The following is a 19321-nucleotide window of genomic DNA, read 5'->3' as shown; positions in this document are numbered from 1 at the left end:
CCGGCGTGCGCGGCAATAAGCAGGACAGATCCTGGGAAAACTCCCGTCTGAAACGTCAGATTTTCCTGACGCGACTGGGTCTGTTGTGGGAACGTCTGGCGCAATGTTTCTGGCCGCTCTGGACCACGCTTGCCCTCGTGTTTGCTGGGGTTTTCTCGGGCCTTGCCTATGAGCTTCCCAATGCCTGGCTGCGCGCTGTTCTTGTGTTTTCCGGCCTGCTTGCCTTCGTCTTCCTGATCTGTGGATTGCGGCAGTTGCAACTGCCGACCCGGGCGGAAGCACTGGCGAAACTGGATGAAACCCTGCCCGGTGATCCGCTTGCAACGCTTACAGATACCCAGGGCATGGGCGGCGATGATGCTGCCTCACGCGCCATCTGGCGGGCGCATCAGGCGCGGATGGTTGATCAGGCGGCGAAAGCCCGCGTACCACGCCCCGACGCCGCGCTGACAAGGCGCGATCCATTTGCGTTTCGTCTGACAGCACTGCTGGCGGTTTGCATCGCGCTGTTTGCCGGATCCCTTTCCTGGCTTTCTGCCGTGCCGGATGTGATCCGGGGGCAGGATCAGGCGGCGCTGGACACGTCCGCACAATGGGAAGGCTGGATTGAGCCGCCCGCCTATACCGGCCTGCCAGTGCTTTATCTGAATGATCTGACCGGGCAGGATATTACTGCGCCTGTGGGCAGTGACATCAGTCTGCGGTTCTACGGCACGCCAGGGGCGCTGGGCCTGAACCAGACGGTTGCTGATCTTGCGGCAAAGGCCCCGGATGACGCCCCTGATATGGCCCCGGCCTTCACCCTGTCGCGTTCCGGCTTGCTGGAAATCACCGGCACGGAAGACGCCCGTTGGGTGATCGCCGCCATCCCGGATCAGCCGCCTGCCGTTGAAATCACCGGCGAGGTCACAACAGAAGCCTCTGGCATGATGACCCAGGGGTTTACCGCCACAGATGACTACGGCGTGACAGGCGGGCAGGTCACATTCACCCTGGATGAATCCCGCGTCACGCGTCGGTTTGGTCTGGCTATAGATCCTGACCCACGTGATCCCCTGATCTTTGATCTGCCCATTCCCTATTCCGGTGACCGGGCCGAGTTCACAGAAGAAATCATCGAAAACCTGTCTGAACATCCCTGGTCCGGCCTGGCAGTTCAGATGGTTCTGACCGTCACTGATGATCAGGGCCAGCAGGGTGCGTCAGAGCCCGCCTTTATACCGCTGCCAGGGCGACGTTTCTTTGATCCGCTGGCCCGTGCCGTGATTGAAATGCGCCGCGATATCCTCTGGTCCCGGGCAAATGCTGCACAATCTGCGCAGATGATCCGCGCGATCAGTCACCGTCCGGGGGATACTTTTCCCGGCGCGTCGTCTTACCTGATGCTGCGCACGGCCCTGCGCCGCCTTGAAGCTGCACCGCTGACGCCTGAAACCCAGCAAGAGATCGCAGATGCGCTGTGGCAGGTGGCTTTGATCGTGGAAGACGGGTCACTGTCTGATGCGCTGGAACGGATGCGCCGGGCGCAGGAACGTTTAACCCAGGCCATGCGCGACGGGGCGTCTGATGAGGAAATTCAGCAGCTGATGGATGAGCTGCGCGACGCCACACGCGATTACCTGCGTCAGCTGGCCCAGAATCCCGAAGACACCACGGATGAACCGAATTCAGGCGAAACGCAGCAACTGTCCGGCGCGGATATCCAGGAGATGATGGATCGCATCCAGGAACTGATGGAACAGGGCCGCATGGCCGAGGCCCAGGAACTGCTGAACGAACTGGCGCAGATGATGGAAAACATGCGGGTGACCCAGGGCAATGGCGAAGGCGATATCGAAAGCCCGGGTGAGCAGGCCATGGGTGAGCTGGGCGAAAGCATTGAAGAACAGCAGGGATTGTCCGATCAGGCGTTTCGCGATCTTCAGGAACAGTTCAACCCGAATGCACAATCCGGTCAGAGCGGCGAAAATGAAGGCCGCAGCGGATCTTCAGGGCGGGGGCAGCAGCACAGCGATCAGGACGGTGCGAATGAAGGCGAAGGCCGCACCGATGGCGGCGCGGGGCAGGGACAATCCCGTCGCGAACAAAATGGCCGGGCCGGGGACAACAGCGGGCAAAGCCTTGCGGATCGTCAGCAGGCCCTGCGTGATGAAATTGATCGTCAGCGCGGCAATCTGCCGGGGGCTGGCACGCCGGAAGGCGATGCGGCCCGTGACGCACTGGACCGCGCGGGTGAGGCCATGGATCGGGCTGAAGACAGGCTGCGCAGCGGTGATCTGGCCGGCGCGCTTGAAGATCAGGCCGAGGCCATGGAACAGATGCGCGAAAGCATGCGTCAGCTGGAACGTGGTCTGGCCGGGAACCAGGGCCAGGACGGTGAGGAAGGCGAAGATTCGCAACAGGGGCAGAATGCCTCGCGTGATCCGCTGGGGCGCGATCAGGGGCGTTCGGGGGCCAATGGGATAACCGGTGGCGGTGATCTGAATTCCGAACGCGGCACTATGGCGGAACGTGCGCTGGAACTGATGCAGGAACTGCGCGACCGGTCGTCAGATCAGAGCCTCCCGGAAGAAGAACGCGATTATCTTGACCGGCTCCTGCTGGATCGGTTCGGGACAGGCCGTTAAGTCAGGGAATAGAAAAGCCCGCGTTTATGACCCTTCGGTCAGGCTGCTCAGGCTTTCTGTTGCATTGCCCATCAGGGAATCAAGGCTTGTGCGCAGGCTATCCACCCAACCGACATAAGCGGAAATATAAGGTTCGCCCGTTGGCCAGAGCTCAATAATCTTCGGTGCGCTTGTGTAAATCACGGCGGCGAGGATGATCAGCAGCAGCATCATGGTAAAGCCGCGGCCAAACCCACTGGAAGACCTTACCGGAGCTTCCTCTTCCGGGGTGACCTCATCTTCATGGTCCGCATCCGCCTGTAGGGTGGAATTGATCATATCAATATCTGGCAGAAGATCCGCACCATGGGCAGCTTCTTCATGAAGGACGGCTTCTTCCTGAACGGGTGTCACTTCTGCGGCCGTTTCTTCAAAAGCTTCCGCCAGACCGGGAACCTCGCGTTCAGTCTCGCGGGCGATTTCTTCGTGCGCAGCTTCTTCACGCAGAATATCCAGAACAGATTCGTCCAGTTCGCGGCGTTGTGGTTCCACAGCCGGTGTCACGTCTTCAGGCGGCGCGACAGGCGGTTGAATTTCTGCGCGTGTGACCGGGCGTGCCACGCGCCGGGGTTGCGGTGCTGCGGCGGTTTCTTCATCCGAACGGGTCTGAAACCAGGTGTCGCCACAGGCTGAGCATTGCACTTCACGCCCGTTTTCCGGGATCACAGAAGCATCTACTTCATAATTCGCATCGCAGTTAGGACAGATCAGTCGCATATATCAGCGCCCTTGCAAGAGTGGCAGAATTCAGATGGCACGTCCGGAAATTCCGGGCAGCTTAAAGATTACTAGCAATTGAACCGGCTTTTTTAAAGCTATAGTAGTCCGAACAGATTGAAACATTCTTCGTCGTGAGGCAAAACTGTCACCAAACAGCGGCGGAAACAACTAGAAAAACATGCTATATTCGGGGGAAAGCCGTGATTGAGCTGCAAAATGCGGCGTATAACTATGGCGGCGGTGACATGCTGTCAGAGATATCGCTTAAACTCGCCCCAGGGTCGTTTCACTTTCTCACGGGGCCATCCGGTGCGGGAAAGTCGACTTTTCTTAAACTTTGCTACATGGAACTGACCGCAACGGCAGGTCAGGTGCAGATGTTTGGCAAAGACGTGCGTGGCATGAGCCGCGATGACATTGCACGCGCCCGCCGCCGTATTGGCGTTGTGCATCAGGATTGCCGTTTTCTGGATCACCTGTCTGTCCGTAAAAACGTGGCGCTGCCTCTGACGGTGTCCGGTCATGATCCGGCGCAAGAGGCTGACAATCTGCGTGAACTTCTGACCTGGGTCGGGCTGGATCACCGGGCCGATGCCCTGCCGCAGGAATTGTCCGGTGGCGAACGTCAGCGTGCGGCGCTTGCGCGTGCCATTATCATGTCACCGGATGTTATCCTTGCGGATGAACCCACAGGTAACGTCGATTCTGAGATGTCCCAGCGGTTGCTGCAATTGCTGATCGAGCTGAATAAAATGGGGAAAACCGTTGTGATTGCCACCCATGAACTGGCGCTGATCCGCATGGCGAAATCGCAGGTAAACACCCGTGTGTTGCGGATCGCGGATCGCCGTGTGCGTCTTGCAGGGGCGGATTTGTGATGCAGAGCTTGTCGATCATAACGCTTCTGAAAGGTCTGCTGCCTGATTCTGCAGACAATAGCGTGGCGGATGTCGTGCCCGCCACCGGTCACACGGCCTGGCTGACGTTGTTTGCCTCTGCCACGATGGCATTCCTTGCGGTCTTTGCCATGGCCCTCTCTATGGCGACCGGACGTGTTGCGGATCGCTGGTCCGATGAACTGGCGCGCACGGCCACCGTGCGTATCGCGGCCCCTGCCGGTCAGGTCGAAGCACAGACCGTTGCCGCCCTTGTGGTTCTGGACACAACGCCCGGTATTCTCGCCGCCCGTGCTTTGAGCGATGCGGAACAGAAAGATCTGCTTACGCCCTGGTTTGGTGACAGTGACCTTGGCCTTGAAAACCTGCCAATTCCACGCCTCATTGAAATCGTTGAAGATGATCCGGGCTATGACGCCGCCGGTCTGCGCCTGCGTCTGGCGGGTGAAGCCCCGGGTGCTGTGCTGGATGATCACAGCCGCTGGCGTCAGCCCCTTGTACGCGCGGCAAACCGTCTGCGCAGCCTGGGTCTCTTTGCGCTGATCCTGATCGGATCGACCATGGCGGCCATGGTGACCCTTGCCGCCGGATCTTCCTTGGCAGCGAACCGCCAGGTGATCCAGGTTTTGCGTCTTGTGGGGGCCGAAGATGGCTACATCGCCCGGGCGTTTGTGCGCCGTTTCACCCTGCGTGCGCTTGCAGGCGGGGCCATGGGCACGCTTGCCGGGCTGATCGCGATTATACTGATGCCGGATCCGGGCGAAGTTGCGCAGAATAACTTTCTGACAGGGCTTGGCTTTGTCGGTACCCAGTGGCTCTGGCCGCTGCTTATCCCCGTGCTTGCAGCAATCGTGGCCTTTCTGGCCACGCGTCTTGCGGCTTTCCGGGCCTTAAAGGAGCTAACATAATGTGGCACGCCATTCAGTGGATCCGTTCCCTTTTCTTCATCGTCCAGATGTATATCGCCCTGCCGATCGTTGGTTTTGGCATGGCGCCCTTCGTCTTCCTGAAGCCGGATCTCGCCTTTGGGGTCATCCGGTTCTATTGTAACTATGTGCGTTGGACCGCGTCCTGGATGGTCGGCATGAAAACGGAAATTCGTGGTGACGTGCCGGAAGGGCCTGTGGTTGTTGCGTCCAAACACCAGAGCTTCCTGGATATCTTGCTGCTGTCTTCTGCCTTGCCGCGTATCAAATTCATTTTCAAAGATGAGCTGCGATTTGTGCCGGTGATCTCGCTGTATGCGCGGTTTACCAATTCGATCCCCGTGAAACGTGGCAAACGGGGTGCTGCGATCAAAAAGATGGTGTCTGACGTGAAATCTGGCGAACAGGCAGGCGGTCAGCTGATCATTTTCCCGCAGGGCACGCGTGTCGCCCCTGGTGTGAAGCAACCGTATAAAGTTGGGACTTACGTGCTGTATGAACAGACGGGGCAGGCGGTTGTGCCTGTGGCGACCAATGTGGGTGTCTTCTGGAAACGCCACGGGATTATGCGTTATCCCGGGATCGCAGTTCTTGAATTCCTGGATCCGATTGAACAGGGCCAGGACCAGCACGGCTTTATGGCGAAGATGGAAGAGGCGGTGGAAACCCATTCCAACCGCCTGATGCGTGAGGCCGGCCTGGCGGAGATCGAAGAATGAACTTCGTTGAGGATCTGCCCGCACTTGAAGCGCTTTATGGCACGCCATCCGAGGCCGCCACACGCAAAGTCACCCCGGGCCTGACCCCGGCTTACAAAATCTGGATTGAACGCAGTCGCTTTTGTGTTTTGTCCACTGTTGGCACCAGTGGCACCGATGGATCACCCCGCGGTGACATTGATCCGGTGGTGAAAGTGGTCGATGCAAAGACCCTGCTGCTGCCCGACTGGCGCGGCAACAACCGTATAGATACCCTGCGCAATATCGTGGAAGACGGGCGGATTTCCCTGATGTTCATGGTGCCGGGTTCACGCGAAGTCATGCGGGTGAATGGCACAGCAAAAATCACAGCGGATGATGCCGCGTGCCAGCAGTTTGAACAACGCGGCCAGCATCCGCGCAGCGTGATCGTGATCGCGATTTCCGAGGTCTATCCCCAATGCGCAAAATCCATCATGCGATCCGAAATCTGGACATCCGGTGATCAGTCTGACGGCCTGCCCACCCTTGGCGCGATGCTGAAAGAAATTACCGAAGGCGGCATTGATGGCGAGGCCTTTGACGCGGCCTGGCCGGAACGTTCAAAGGCAACCCTATGGTAGAAGTTACAATCATCCGTCACGGTCAGGCGAACACCGGTGCGCGGGATGAGAAATCTTATGACAAACTGTCAGATCTTGGCCATCAACAGGCGCGCTGGCTGGGCGAGGTTCTGCGCGAACAGAAGCCGTTTGATCACCTGATCGCAGGCGGTATGCGCCGTCAGCAGGAAACAGCGCAGGGGCTGGCCCTGCCGGATCTGGATATGCAGATTGATCCCCGCCTGAATGAGCTGAATTACTTTGGCCTGGCCGAAAGCATGAAGCAGCGCAATGGCGTTGAGATCCCCGATGATCTGGCCAGCTTCGTGGCCCATGTGCCCCAGCTTCTGACACGCTGGCAGGCGGGGGATATGTGTGATCACCTTGAAACCTATGAAGATTTTCGCACACGTTGCCTGGATGCTGTTCGTGATGCCGCCCGGGGGCATAGCCGCCCGGTTCTGGTCAGCTCTACCGGTGTGATTGCCACCCTGACGGCAGAGGCCCTGGGGCTGGATATGATGATGAAAACCAAGGTCTTCCTGAAGGTGATGAACACGTCAGTACATCGTTTCATCTGGGAAAACGACAGCCTGCACCTTGCCCAATATGGCGCTGTTCCCCATCTGGACGTGCCCGGCCGCGAACACGCCCGCACCTACGGCTGATGCCGGAACAGTCAGCGGTGCTTACGGTGCGCTTTCATGTATATCGAAAAGCGCTGCACCCATTTCTTTGTGCAGCGCGACCAGCTGTTTCTGCATGCGACCTGATAGAATGGCACGTGCAGGCACCGGCGTATAATCCTTTTCTTTAAGCTCTGGAAATGTCTGCAGTATTTCTTCGCGGGCCTGCGGGTTAACCGCACGAAGGGCTTCGGTCCCGGTATAGAGGCTTTCGGTTGGGATGCCCTCAGCATAGACAATTTCATGGGCATCGCAGAGGAAGTGGAAATACTCCATGGATTCACAGGCGTCATCTATAAAAATGCCAGGCTATTCAGTCAGTTTAATCGCAGAGATCAGTGCCGCGTTGTGACTGATCAGTCTTGAGGTGGTTTCAGAGGATACAAGCAGCCGGTGCTGGCGGGATACAACCAGATCCCGTTGGGGTCAATTATGCCCCAAAGCGCCTGCGGTAATGCGGATGGGTCTGAGTTTGTGATTGCTTTCAAGACGCGTGCGACTGATCTTATTGGATCCGATCCAGCGCACGGGTTTCAGGCCGTTATCAGCGGTGATGATCAGATCACCTACCTGAATGTTCTGAATGGATTTGGCACCGTCAGATGTCAGAATACAGGTGTCGGCAGTAAAGCAAATGGGAACGGTATCATCCAGATAAATGTCGAGCAGAAGAACGTTGCCTGAACCACCATTGCCAACAATATTGAGCGTCGTAATCGGAATATTGAAGGAGATGACCAGCTGATCCAGCGGAGAAGACGACGACATGCCGCGTGCATTGCCATCGCTGTCAATTATACCGTCATTTGCGCCACTAATGTAATTTATTTGCCCATGGGGCAGCAAGCTTGAACTGACGATCAGGGCGTCGCCATTGTCGATCAGGGTCTGCAGATTCACATCCAGGCCGTTGATGGTCACATCCCCGGTTTCAGAAGAGTTGGACAGGCCGCCGATCTGAACGGCCACGCCTAATGCGCCCCACCATTGCCGTCCGTAGACGTATAAGTGGCATTGTTGGACAGTGCCGCAGTATTTGTCCCGGTTGATCCATGATTGGTAAATGCGTGATTTACATTTGAAGTCCATGCAATTGAACTTCCGGTGACATCTGTAAACGTGCCGCCACTACCATTTCCTACATCGGCTAACGCCATACTACTAACCCTCTACCCGTAACACAGTTTACCGCCAGCTTATACAAAGACCAGTGTTCCGTTACTCACAACGCGTTCGGCACATACTGACCTTACAAGACGGTTTCCTGCCGGTTTCAGGTACATGTGAACTTGCGAACAGTTTAAGCATTTAGGTGGCAATTGTCAGCGGTGCTATTGTAAGGGCGCAAGCGAACACACCTGACGCAGGGCCGGGGGGGTGTTCTGGTAATCGTCATGTGAAACAGGTCTCGATTTCACCTGTCTGGCGTGTGTTCTCACTCTCCGGTGTCTACCCCCCAGATTACGGAGGCGAGATCAGCGTCGCCGCTGAAAAGTCTGCCCAGTTCCCGGATGCCGATCTCTTCGCTTAGGGTTGGTGCCTGGGCGAGCAGAGATCGCCCAAGGCCCGCGCCGGATCCGTCTGGCAGAACGCCCATCCAGTCCAGCATCGTCGGGTAAATATCCAGCATGCTGCCGTATTTACCGATGTGCCGGGGTTCTGTGTCATCTGACAGGAAGATTGCCGTGTTCCGGCGTTCGAACCGGTCCAGACGTTCGGTGGCATTGTTCTGATGCGAAAGATGATCGCTCAGCAAGACAATGCGCAGATCCCGGCCCGGGGTTTCACTGCGGATGGTTTCAATGAATTCTTGTGTCAGCCCGGCTGTGCATCTGACGGTGGGTTCAATACGGGCAGAGGACAGCGGGGCCCCGGGTTCGACACAAGAGGGTGCCAGATAGCCCCCATTGCCTGAGCCATGCGGGCCAATGGTTTCAACAATCAGCACAAAGGGCGCGGTATCGGCGGCCAGTTCCTGAAATTGCAGCAGGGCCTGATCAAAGACGACTTCATCCGAGAAACCCCATTTGATGCGGTTGGCTTCGGCAATATCTGCAGGAAGGCGGGTTTCAAGACTCTTCAGCCCGATCAGCTCGTCGATGCCATGTCGACTGTAAAATTTGTCTATTCCGACAAAGGAAAGACTGGCCCCGACGATAAACCGGGAGGCATATCCGGCCCGGCCAAGGTGATCCGACAGACAGTCGATGCCGGAAAGATAATCATCGACATCTTCCAGACCTTTTCTGGCGCGAATACCCCTTGGCAACAGAGGGACCCCACATTGCGATGCGATCATGCCGGAAACGCTACTGCCTGTGCCATCGACCTGATCAACGTTTGTAAACACAAGGCCCTGGTCTTCATAGATACGGACAGGATCATAGATATCGTTGAAAACGGGTTCGCCAAAAGTGCGTTCGGTCCCTTCCAGATAGATGATTACAAGGTCCGGTTTCTGTTGTGTGAGTGCGATCTGCGGGGCTTCAAGTCTTTCTGCGAGGGAGGTGTCATGCGCGCCATATCCCCCCACCAGATATGCGATTTCTGAAGGGAGGGAGTTGGAATAAAGCAGAGGGATCGCAATAAGAAGGCCAACCACTTTGATCCGGTGCAGATAGCGATAGAGGAAACGATAACACCAGAAAATCACGCAGGAATATGTTACGGCGGTGAAAATCGTCGGCAGAAATTCGACAATCGGAATGCCTTCTACCCCTTGCGTCCAATGGGCAAAGAAGACGATCATATCCAGCCGCCCGAACAGCAGACCGATAGCAAGAACAGGCAGCAACAACAGCAGTGTTCCGCCCAACAGCAGCTGATCCCAGATCGGCGGAAGTGGACGGTTTTTATAGCCGCAAAGGCAGGCGGCTACAAAGAGAAGCAGCACGACCGCTGCATAGCGCCAGTCACTGATATTGCCTTCAAACAGCAGGCGGAGCACAAGAAATATAGCGATCAGAAAGGGGAGGAAAATGGCAATAAAACAGAGGGTTGGGAGTAATATTTTGCGCATATCCAAAAGCCGTTCTCTCAAAACATGAAGTGTACAAAGTCATAAGCGTTTCACGCCTGAGGGGCAATTTTTACTTGCGACAGAGCGCGGCGGAATACGGCTATCTTTACCCATTGGGAATGAAAACACCCGGCCACTGATCGGGTGTTTCGTTCAATTCCAGGCATCGTTTTTCCCGGGGAAATCAGGACCTGCACCTCGCCCAATACGGCGCCGTGCCGCACGTGGATATCCCCGACCGCGACCACGCCCGCACCTACGGCGGAAGGCCTGAAAACCCGATGCACAATGTATGCACATCTGATGCACAATCTATGCATATCGGGCGGGAGTTAGGGTGAGGTTTCGTTTGCGAAATTGATGCGCTTAGGGCGATGCTTGATCGGCCGATGTTGCGGATTGAGCCCCCTGGAACGTCTGCCCGGAATTTCATTGCGCCGTTCAGGTGACTGTCCGGACTGCCGGTCTAAGCGGGCATATCCGACCATCTGCTCAGGTGCCCGTGCATGCCTGCTATGGGCAGTTAGTGAACTTTGCAAAGTCGTTAGAAGGCTTCATAGTCTGACTCAGAATGGGATCTCGTCACTATCTAAACTATTCTTTTTCTCTGCCGCAAGTTTCGCAATTTTGTCGCATCTACTATAAAAGTCGTCCGGCAAATCCATAAGCTCATCTTGCATTTCCTTAGAAAGCATTACTTGCCTTGGGTTACCGTAAGAGGTTGTCTCTGACACTTCGGTGAGATTTCGTATCTCTAACCTAGAGATTACTGTTTCGTAATCTTTTGACAATGTATCGCCTAGATCATTTAACTCTTCCCATTTTCGAATTCTGCCTACCTCTTCGTTGGTTCTCCATCCAACCCCGAGTTTATATTGTGCAGTTTCAGCCGCATAATAAATTACCATAACCTCCCCATCTTTTAACTTGTCGTCAGCCAAGTCTTGAAAGTATCTTTCGACGGGAGTTTTCTTCACTTTTCGTGCCTGGTTATCAGGCTCAGTGCTTGCAGGGCTGACAGTGGGAGGTATCGCATCTTCTTTATGTGAGGTGCCCGCAGTGATGGTTTCGGTCGTTTTTTTTCTTGGGTTGTTGACGCTGGACACACTAAAAAGGCGAGCGATGTCCTGCATGAATTCTCGGCGCTTATTTCCTATAAGAACCTGATTATCGGTCACTTTAAAAGGCCCTCTCAAAGACTCTATGAACTGTGTCACTCGATCCTCGTCATTCAAAAAAAATCCAATTTCCCTCGGGTCTATGGCTCCATTTAGAAAATAGTCGCTCTTCAGGTCAAAACCAGGTGTAAAGATCATAGCATGTTGATTTTCGACGATCCATGCCGCTCCCATCTCGTTAAGGCAGGCGACGCTCGAATAGTACTGAGGCGATAAAAGGTAGATAACAAATGGCTTTTCGGTAATACGCTCCTTCAACCAATCAAATATGTTCTCACCAACAGGAATTCCGTATGAGGTATCACTCGTAAATATTATGCTATCGTGATCAATGCCTATGCCGGTCAACAGTTTGACGAGCGCGCCTCCATAATCGGCATTTTGGGAAGAGTGAGAGATCAATATTTTCATGTTCACAATGCTTTGTTTTTTTAACTGGAAACCATAGATGATTTGTCTGGGACTATTTTGGACGTTGATTGATCCAGCCCTAAAGCACAACCCTTGAGGTGCTTCGAACGGTCAATTTCTGGTAAGCATCCACACCATGTGAGTTTTTGATGGAACGGCACCTAGCCAATTATTTTTACATTATGCTTTAAATCTACAATGACCGCTTCGGGCTGGCGGCTGACATGGCGTCTGGAAAATAACTGACTTTGCAAAGGTCTGCTTTCAGCGCAGTCATGATCTGGGGCTATGCCTCAACTATTTTAATCGCCCGAGATTGCTTTAGGTCGAAAAGCGTCAAACAAAAACACCCGGCCAGTGACCGGGTGTTTTTGTTTCTTGAAATGATCTTTCGGATCAGGCGGCGAGGCCTTTGTTGCCGAGGTCCAGGTATTTCTGGCGGCGGGATTTGACGAGGGCGGCGGGCTTTTGCTTGCCAAGCGCTTTCAGCTGCTCTGCAATCGCGCGGCCGACAGATTCCATGGTGCCTTCGCGGTCACGTTGTGCGCCGCCGACGGGTTCGGGGATCACAACATCTGCGACGCCCAGTTTTTCCAGATCCTGGGCGGTCAGGCGCAGGGCTTCGGCCGCATCGCGCATTTTGCCGGCGTCTTTCCAGAGGATAGAGGCACAGCCTTCCGGCGAAATCACGGAATAGACGGAATGTTCCAGCATCAGGATCTTGTCGCCGGTGGCAAAGGCCACAGCACCGCCGGATCCGCCTTCGCCAATGATCACGGAAATCAGCGGCACTTTGATCTGCAGGCATTTTTCGGTGGAACGGGCGATGGCCTCAGACTGGCCGCGTTCTTCCGCGCCTTTGCCGGGATATGCGCCCTGCGTGTCCACAAGCGCGATCACCGGAATGCCGAATTTATCCGCCATTTCCATCAGACGGATCGCTTTGCGATAGCCTTCAGGACGGGCCATGCCAAAGTTGCGTTCAATGCGGGATTTGGTGTCATTGCCTTTTTCATGGCCAATGATCATCACGGGTTGGCCGTCAAAACGGGCAAGACCGCCAATAACCGCGTGGTCATCGGCAAAGTTCCGGTCACCGGCGAGCGGGGTGAATTCGGTAAACAGTGCATCCACATAATCAATGCAATGCGGGCGATCCGGGTGACGGGCCACCTGACATTTGCGCCATGCGGTCAGATCAGAATAAAGCGATTTCAGCATCTCTGACGCTTTCTGATCAAGCGCGGCTGCTTCAGATTCGACATCGACCTCATCTTCGCTGGCCCGCGCCATTGCGCGCAATTCGTTGGCTTTGGCTTCGATTTCAGCCAGAGGTTTTTCGAATTCAAGATAGTTGGCCATGGATGTTCCTGTATCAACTCTAGTGCTGTTCTGGCGCAGATGCGCGGTCTCAGACACCTATATGACGTGAGGGCAGGGAATTTGCAACGGGCTGGGCGGGATCTCGCGTTTGATGTGGTGCTATTCCGCCCGGATGGCGGAGGCAGCGAATTTTCAGAGACGGGCTTATGTCGGGGGGCTAGTGTGTCTTTCAATGATGGAGGTTTGAAATGCGGTATGTTCTGATGCTGGTCCTTATGTTGTTTCAGGCAGGGCAGGTTTTTGCCCTGAGCTGCGCTGAACCTGACATTGCTGACAGTTTCTTGCGATCAGGTTACCCGGAGCGCGATGTCAGATTTGTGCGCGGGCGAGCTGAGTTTCCGGCGCAGATCTGGCAACTTGCGCCTACTAATCCAGAGACAGGTCAAATCCCCTATCAATATGTCACTGGAACAATAGAGGGTTTTTCAGGTGATCGCCGGGGCTTCCGGGAACCGGTTGCTGTTTCCGTGACGCGCAGTATCGCCTGCGCTGATTTCCTGGGTGCTTTTGGAGAGTTGTGTAAACAGAACGAACCGTATTCGGGATATATGGATCAGGAAGATCTGATTTACTTTCTGTATCCTGACCCGGATGGGGAGACGTATCATTTGAGTTCCAATCCCTGCTCGCAGGATGTTTTTCCCGCAATAAGACGCAATGAACGTCGCCTGCGCCGCTGCATGCGCGGGGGGCAGTGTGAGCAGGACAATCGGTAGTTTTGTGGAAATGGGGAAAGGCTTTCCCCTTCTCCCCCTTTTTTCCGACGGGATGAGTGCCAAAATCTGTAGCAGAGCCACGTGAAGGATTTTGTTATGCGTATCGGGTTTATGTTTGCGGCGTTGTTTGCCGGTGTTGTCACGGTGTCAGCTGCGCCTTTGTTTGCGCTGTCCTGTATGCCGATGGATGTTGCGAGTAACTTTCGCGTGGCGGATGAGGCGGACGAATCTTATGTGATCGTGCGCGGGCGGGTGACGGTTGAAGAACAGCCCTGGGAACTCGGACGTGAGGACAGGGGCAGTCATCGGTTTGAATACAAATCCTATATCGCCCGCATTGACGGGCAGGTCGCCGGCCGGCGCGGGTTTAATGCGGCTTTTTCGGAAGCGATTGAGTTCCGTCAGGCCTGTCGTCTCTGGCCGGATCTGAATGTCTGTGAAGATACAGGCGCACGTGCCGCAGAGCAGGATGATGAAGATATGATCTATTTCCTGCGCAAAACAGAGCAGGGTTATGACTTCACCACTGGGGATTGTCCCGGAGGCGTCTATCCCGCAACGCGTTCCAATGTGCGCCAGGTGCGCCGCTGCATGGCGGGGCAGGATTGCCGGGCTGCCTGGGAAAACTGATAGCAAGCTCTGTTAGATAATGAGCAAGATTTGTCGCATGATGCTGTGGCAGATGTCAGGTGAAACTGAGGAGTTTTCGTATGAACCAGGTTGCACCACACGGCGCTTATGAAAAACGCATTCTGCGTGTGCTGGATTATATCCATGACAACCCGGCAGGCGATCTGTCACTGGATAAGCTGGCGGATGTTGCCGCCATGAGCCGCTTTCACTGGCACCGGGTGTTTCATGCGATGACCGGTGAAACCTGCCACGAAGCCGTTCTGCGCCTGCGTATGTATCGCGCGGCCTGCTGGCTGATCCAGAAAGACTGGCCCGTGGCGAAGATCGCCGTTGAGGTTGGCTATCAGAACAGCCAGAGCTTTTCGCGGGTGTTTCGCAAGACCTTTGGATCGACACCTCTTCAGTTTCGTAAAAGGGGCCTGCCGGTGGGGCGGCCCCGTCCTGAACTGAAAGGATCTGAGATCGTGCATATTGTGGAAATTGATAAGTCTGAGGACATGCGCCTTGCAGGGCTGGAACATCGCGGGCCCTATATGGAAATCGGCCATGCGTTTGAGAAAATCGGTGCGATTGCCGAAAGCCGGGGATTCTGGCCGAATGTGCGTGGGGTGCTGGGGGTCTATCACGATGATCCCGGTGCTGTGGCTGAGAAAGACCTGCGCGCGCATGCGGCCTTTATTCTGACGCCGGGTGCGGATGTGCCGGACGGAATGGAAGAAATGTTTATTCAGGGCGGCGAGATCGCACGCCTGCGGTTCAAGGGGCCTTATGCGGGTCTGGAAGGCGCTTATAAATACGTCTTTGGCGAATGGCTGCCTCAGTCAGGTCGCGAACCGGCGGATCAGGCCTGTTATGAGATTTACCTCAACTCACCCATGGAAGTTGCACCAGAAGATCTGCTGACAGATATCTGTGTGCCGTTAAAGTAAGATGGGCAAACGCCATGCATGAATTTCCGTCGCAAGATGTCGAAAATGCCTTCATGGCGTTTCCTGATCCGGTCCGTTCCGGGCTTGTGACGTTGCGCGGGGTAATTCTTGATGTGGCCGCAGGCTTGCCGCAGGTCGGTCAGGTGGAAGAATGCCTGAAAGGGGGGCGGCCCACTTATCAGGTGCCAGACAATATGGCCGCAACCATGTTGCAGCTTGGCATGGTGAAGCCGGGCCAGTTTGCCTTGTTTGGGCCTTCCCGTGTGGTCTCTGTCTTCCGCACGGAGCATGAGGATGATTTCCGCTTTGACGGGAGCCAGGCGATTGTGTTCGCCAGTGAAAATGAAATCAGGCCAGAAGCTTTGTCCGGCCTGATTGATCACGCATTAACCTATCATCTGAGAAAGCTGATCAGCTGTTGGCGATAAGTTCGGATTGGGCGACGATGACTTCGGCCTGTTTGATGGATGCGATATCCACCAGGCGGCCTTTGTAAACGGTTGCGCCTTCGCCGTTGGCTTTGGCGGTTTCCATCGCGGCCAGGATTTCGCGGGCTTCGGTCACGGCTTCCTCAGATGGGGTGAAAACCTCATTCGCCAGCGCGATCTGTTTCGGGTGGATCGCCCATTTGCCAACCATACCCAGCGTGGCAGAGCGTTTCGCCTGGGCGATATAGCCTTCGTCATCAGAGAAATCACCAAACGGGCCATCCACCGGCAGCACGCCATGTGTACGACAGGCCGCAACAATCGCTGCCTGGGCCCAGTGCCACGGATCGGACCAGTGCTTTTCGCCGCCCCGCAGCATATAGTAATTTTCCTGCGTGCCGCCGATGCCCGTGGTCTGCATGCCCATGCTGGCTGCGAAATCCGCAGCGCCCAGGCTCATGGCTTCCATACGCGGGGATGAGGCCGCGATTTCTTCCACATGGGCGATGCCCGCGGCGGATTCGATGATGACTTCAAAGCTGATGCGTTTGCTGCGGCCCTTGGCGGCTTCAATCGCGGTGACAAGCGCGTCGACGGCGTAAACATCTGCGGCACAGCCAACCTTTGGGATCATGATCTGATCCAGGCGATCCCCGGCCTGTTCCAGCAGGTCCACAACATCGCGGTACCACCAGGGGGTATCCAGGCCGTTGATGCGCACGGTCAGGGTTTTGTTGCCCCAATCTACAGTGTTGATCGCCTCAATCACATTTGCTCGCGCACTGTCCTTATCAGATGGCGCGACGCTGTCTTCGAGATCAAGGTTAATCACATCCGCCGCAGAGGCCGCCATTTTGGGGAACAGCTTGGTGTTGGAACCGGGTCCGAAAAGCTGACAACGGTTTGGGCGGGCCGGGGCTGCGGGTTGCAGGCGGAAGGACATAGTGTTTCTCCTGGTAACGATATTTCGCATTGCGTTGCGCTATCGGTAGAATATTGCGCGCGCAGCATCAAGAGGATTTTGCAGGTGCAGCATTCTGATTGAATTGCGCTACTGTGATCTTGACTGACCTGACCCCGCCGATTACTTTTTTCAAAAGAGGAGCGCCCTGCCAGTGATCAAGTAATTTCATCCGACTTTGAGCCAGACAGGCTTATTTGAAATTACAGCAGGAGCATCTGATGCAACCTATTATCTATGACGTGGCCGTTTCTCTGGACGGCTTTATCTCCGGCCCCGGCGGAGATGTTTCAAAATTTGTCCACGACGGGCCTGTGGCGGAAGACTATGCCGCGCGCCTTTGTGGCTATTCAGTCGCGCTGATGGGGCGTAAGACTTACGAGTTTGGCTATGACTTTGGACTGATACCCGGGCAGAACCCCTATCCAGGAATGGAAAGTTATGTGTTTTCGCAAAGCCTTCAGGTGCCGGATGCGTGCCAGATTTCAGTTGTTTCCGACGATTGGGATCTCAAAATCCGTGAGCTGAAGGCCAGTTCACCAGGGCCAGTTTACCTTTGTGGGGGTGGCGCATTTGCCGGGCGCCTTCTTAAAGCGGGCCTGATTGATCAACTGATCCTCAAGCGCGCGCCCTGTGTTTATGGGGGCGGCGTTTCCTTGTTCGGAGAGCAATCCGTGTCAGGTGCGTTCACAAGACGTGCGTTGGAACATTACGACAATGGGTATATCCTGGAGCGTTTTGACGTTTCCTAAGCTGGTGTTCCCCGCCGCCCTCCCGGTCGCAGTGTCGGGAGGGTGGTTCCGGCTTTTTGACTATATCGTCTCAAAACCGCCACGCCCCATGTCGGAAACAGAGGCGATCTGTCAGTTAGCCCCTGCGAGAACCGGATAAAACTTCACGATATCCGGGACATTCATGAAACGCGCACTGCTGGAAAACTGGGCCCTTTTTGCAGCCATGATGATGCTGATGGTGGCCAATGGGTTGCTGGCGACATTGCTGACGATCCGGGGCGCGGGGCTTGGGTTTAGTGATCTGACGATCTCTCTGATGCAGGGGGCGTATCCGCTGGGCGCGTTGATCGGCACCATTGTTGCCCCGCGTCTGATTGAGAAAGTTGGGCATATCCGGGCGTTTTCGGCGCTGGCATCATTAGTGTCTATTGCGGCGATTATTCACCTTCTGACCGGTGATCCCTTCAGCTGGTCTGCGATGCGTTTTTTGGGCGGTTTCTGCTACCCCGGGCTTTATGTGATCACGGAAAGCTGGCTGAACGCCAAATCCGACAATAAGATCCGGGGCCAGGTGCTGTCGGTTTATCTGGTGATCCAGCTGGCTGGTCCGGCGGTGGGCACGGCGATGGTTGGCTTGCCGGATCCGTCGGGGAACTTGTTGTTTGCGCTCGTGTCGATCCTGATTTCTCTGTCGATCGTGCCTTTGCTGCTCTCAAATATCCGCGCGCCGGAATATGAGGCACCAGAACGTATGCCGGTGCCAAAGCTGATGAAGGTCTCGCCCATGGCGGTGATCGGGATCGTCTTGATGAGTTTCGCAGTCGCGGCCTGGTATATCTCCCTGCCGCTATACGCCCTGCGCCAGGGGTTCACCAATGCCCAGGCCGGGGGCGCATTGGTGGTCGCGCTGATCGCGGGGGCTGTGTTGCAATACCCGATGGGCTGGCTGTCAGACCGGATGGACCGGCGCCTGGTGGTGATTGGATTGGCGCTGGCAGGGATCGCAGGCGCGGTCTGGCTGGCGGTGGATATGCGGCCGATCGTGGTGACCTGGGGGTTTGCCCTGGTGGCGGCGGCGACTTTGCCGGCCTATGGCATCCTGGTGGCGCATGCGAATGACCAGTTGAAATCGGCGCAGATTGTACCGGCCAGCGGCACCATGGTGTTTCTGCTGAACCTTGGCCTGCTGGGCGGCACACTGATCGGGCCGAACATGATTTCACTGCTGGACGGGCGTGGTTTGCAGGTGCTGCTGGCGGTGACCTGTGGGGCGGTTGTCCTGTGGGGCGTGACCCGCCGCATTCAGGAAGACGCGCCCGAAGACACGGTCGATATGCAGGCGATGGGTGTAATCGGCGCAGCCCATGGCGGCGTCATGCAGGCCGAGGCCTGGGCGGAAGCTGCGGAAGAAGCTGAGGAGCAGGCAGCAGATTAACCCGCGCCGGGGCTGCCCCCGGGCGGTTGTATTATCTACTATGTTTCAGGATCGTCATTGCCGTTTCTTAAAAAAGGCGGCGCCGCCATCCGGAACCCCACGATTCAGGGCTTTCGCCCCTGTGTGAGAAAGCTTTTTCACGGTCCCTGGAGTGTTTTAAGTTCCAATCAGGACGTTTCCGTTGGTGCAGGTCTGGTGGCCTGCTGATGTCATGACGGGGATAAAGATGCCTGCGAGAGATTGAGAATGGGTAAGCGCTGCGCGCGCTATATTCTGCGCAAGAACTTTCCCTATCAATTG

16 protein-coding genes and 1 pseudogene are annotated in these 19321 nt (G+C 55.7%); 11 read left to right on the top strand and 6 right to left on the bottom strand.

Annotated elements, in window-relative coordinates; all coding sequences use genetic code 11:
• Positions 1-5 precede the first annotated feature (5 nt).
• The gene (locus H1D41_RS08380) at positions 6-2627 is read left to right on the top strand and encodes a TIGR02302 family protein (RefSeq protein ID WP_228848475.1); all 2622 of its coding nucleotides are present in this window, start codon (positions 6-8) and stop codon (positions 2625-2627) included.
• Between the two features lie 24 nt (positions 2628-2651).
• Here H1D41_RS08380 and H1D41_RS08375 read toward each other — a convergent pair whose 3' ends face one another.
• The gene (locus tag H1D41_RS08375; protein ID WP_228848474.1) at positions 2652-3383 is read right to left on the bottom strand and encodes a zinc-ribbon domain-containing protein; all 732 of its coding nucleotides are present in this window, start codon (positions 3381-3383) and stop codon (positions 2652-2654) included.
• A 203-nt stretch (positions 3384-3586) separates the two neighbouring features.
• Between H1D41_RS08375 and H1D41_RS08370 the strand changes: the two genes are divergently transcribed.
• The 5 genes from H1D41_RS08370 to H1D41_RS08350 are packed head-to-tail and all read left to right on the top strand — an operon-like array spanning position 3587 to position 7176.
• Positions 3587-4264: a cell division ATP-binding protein FtsE gene (locus H1D41_RS08370; RefSeq protein ID WP_107496774.1), complete on the top strand. Its 678-nt coding sequence runs from the start codon at positions 3587-3589 to the stop codon at positions 4262-4264.
• Positions 4264-5190 (top strand): cell division protein FtsX, encoded by a 927-nt coding sequence (locus H1D41_RS08365; protein ID WP_228848633.1) that lies wholly within the window; start codon positions 4264-4266, stop codon positions 5188-5190. Before H1D41_RS08370 ends, H1D41_RS08365 begins: the two co-directional genes overlap by 1 nt.
• On the top strand, positions 5190-5927 hold the full coding sequence (locus tag H1D41_RS08360; protein ID WP_228848473.1) for a lysophospholipid acyltransferase family protein: 738 nt from the start codon (positions 5190-5192) through the stop codon (positions 5925-5927). Before H1D41_RS08365 ends, H1D41_RS08360 begins: the two co-directional genes overlap by 1 nt.
• Positions 5924-6529, top strand: coding sequence for a pyridoxamine 5'-phosphate oxidase family protein (locus H1D41_RS08355; RefSeq protein ID WP_228848472.1), 606 nt, complete (start codon positions 5924-5926; stop codon positions 6527-6529). Before H1D41_RS08360 ends, H1D41_RS08355 begins: the two co-directional genes overlap by 4 nt.
• On the top strand, positions 6523-7176 hold the full coding sequence (locus H1D41_RS08350; RefSeq protein WP_228848471.1) for a histidine phosphatase family protein: 654 nt from the start codon (positions 6523-6525) through the stop codon (positions 7174-7176). Before H1D41_RS08355 ends, H1D41_RS08350 begins: the two co-directional genes overlap by 7 nt.
• Before the next feature lie 21 nt (positions 7177-7197).
• Here H1D41_RS08350 and H1D41_RS08345 read toward each other — a convergent pair.
• The 4 genes and pseudogenes from H1D41_RS08345 to H1D41_RS08330 all read right to left on the bottom strand — a co-directional run bounded on the left by H1D41_RS08345 (position 7198) and on the right by H1D41_RS08330 (position 13164).
• Positions 7198-7962 (bottom strand): annotated as a pseudogene (locus H1D41_RS08345) (Hint domain-containing protein).
• A gap of 667 nt (positions 7963-8629) precedes the next feature.
• On the bottom strand, positions 8630-10213 hold the full coding sequence (locus tag H1D41_RS08340) for a sulfatase-like hydrolase/transferase (protein ID WP_228848470.1): 1584 nt from the start codon (positions 10211-10213) through the stop codon (positions 8630-8632).
• A gap of 566 nt (positions 10214-10779) precedes the next feature.
• On the bottom strand, positions 10780-11802 hold the full coding sequence (locus H1D41_RS08335) for a toll/interleukin-1 receptor domain-containing protein (RefSeq protein WP_228848469.1): 1023 nt from the start codon (positions 11800-11802) through the stop codon (positions 10780-10782).
• 396 nt (positions 11803-12198) lie between these two features.
• Complete coding sequence (locus tag H1D41_RS08330) at positions 12199-13164, bottom strand: acetyl-CoA carboxylase carboxyltransferase subunit alpha (protein WP_228848468.1); 966 nt, start codon at positions 13162-13164, stop codon at positions 12199-12201.
• A gap of 833 nt (positions 13165-13997) precedes the next feature.
• Between H1D41_RS08330 and H1D41_RS08325 the strand changes: the two genes are divergently transcribed.
• From H1D41_RS08325 to H1D41_RS08315, 3 genes are all read left to right on the top strand, one after another.
• Positions 13998-14531: a hypothetical protein gene (locus H1D41_RS08325; RefSeq protein WP_228848467.1), complete on the top strand. Its 534-nt coding sequence runs from the start codon at positions 13998-14000 to the stop codon at positions 14529-14531.
• An 80-nt stretch (positions 14532-14611) separates the two neighbouring features.
• Complete coding sequence (locus tag H1D41_RS08320) at positions 14612-15463, top strand: AraC family transcriptional regulator (RefSeq protein ID WP_228848466.1); 852 nt, start codon at positions 14612-14614, stop codon at positions 15461-15463.
• Between the two features lie 14 nt (positions 15464-15477).
• A complete protein-coding gene (locus H1D41_RS08315; protein ID WP_228848465.1) occupies positions 15478-15891 on the top strand; it encodes a DUF1801 domain-containing protein in 414 nt (137 codons plus the stop codon).
• Here H1D41_RS08315 and H1D41_RS08310 read toward each other — a convergent pair.
• Complete coding sequence (locus tag H1D41_RS08310; RefSeq protein WP_228848464.1) at positions 15875-16834, bottom strand: L-malyl-CoA/beta-methylmalyl-CoA lyase; 960 nt, start codon at positions 16832-16834, stop codon at positions 15875-15877. The genes H1D41_RS08315 and H1D41_RS08310 overlap by 17 nt on opposite strands.
• A gap of 239 nt (positions 16835-17073) precedes the next feature.
• Between H1D41_RS08310 and H1D41_RS08305 the strand changes: the two genes are divergently transcribed.
• Entirely contained in the window at positions 17074-17604 is a 531-nt protein-coding gene (locus H1D41_RS08305; RefSeq protein ID WP_228848463.1) for a dihydrofolate reductase family protein, read from the top strand.
• Between the two features lie 163 nt (positions 17605-17767).
• Complete coding sequence (locus tag H1D41_RS08300; protein WP_228848462.1) at positions 17768-19021, top strand: MFS transporter; 1254 nt, start codon at positions 17768-17770, stop codon at positions 19019-19021.
• The last annotated feature ends 300 nt before the right edge of the window (positions 19022-19321 follow it).

Origin of the sequence: Halocynthiibacter styelae (assembly GCF_016123485.1) — a bacterium.
Lineage (GTDB): Bacteria > Pseudomonadota > Alphaproteobacteria > Rhodobacterales > Rhodobacteraceae > Halocynthiibacter > Halocynthiibacter styelae.
Note: the sequence above shows the minus strand (reverse complement) of the source record. Positions and strands in the feature narration are given on the sequence as shown.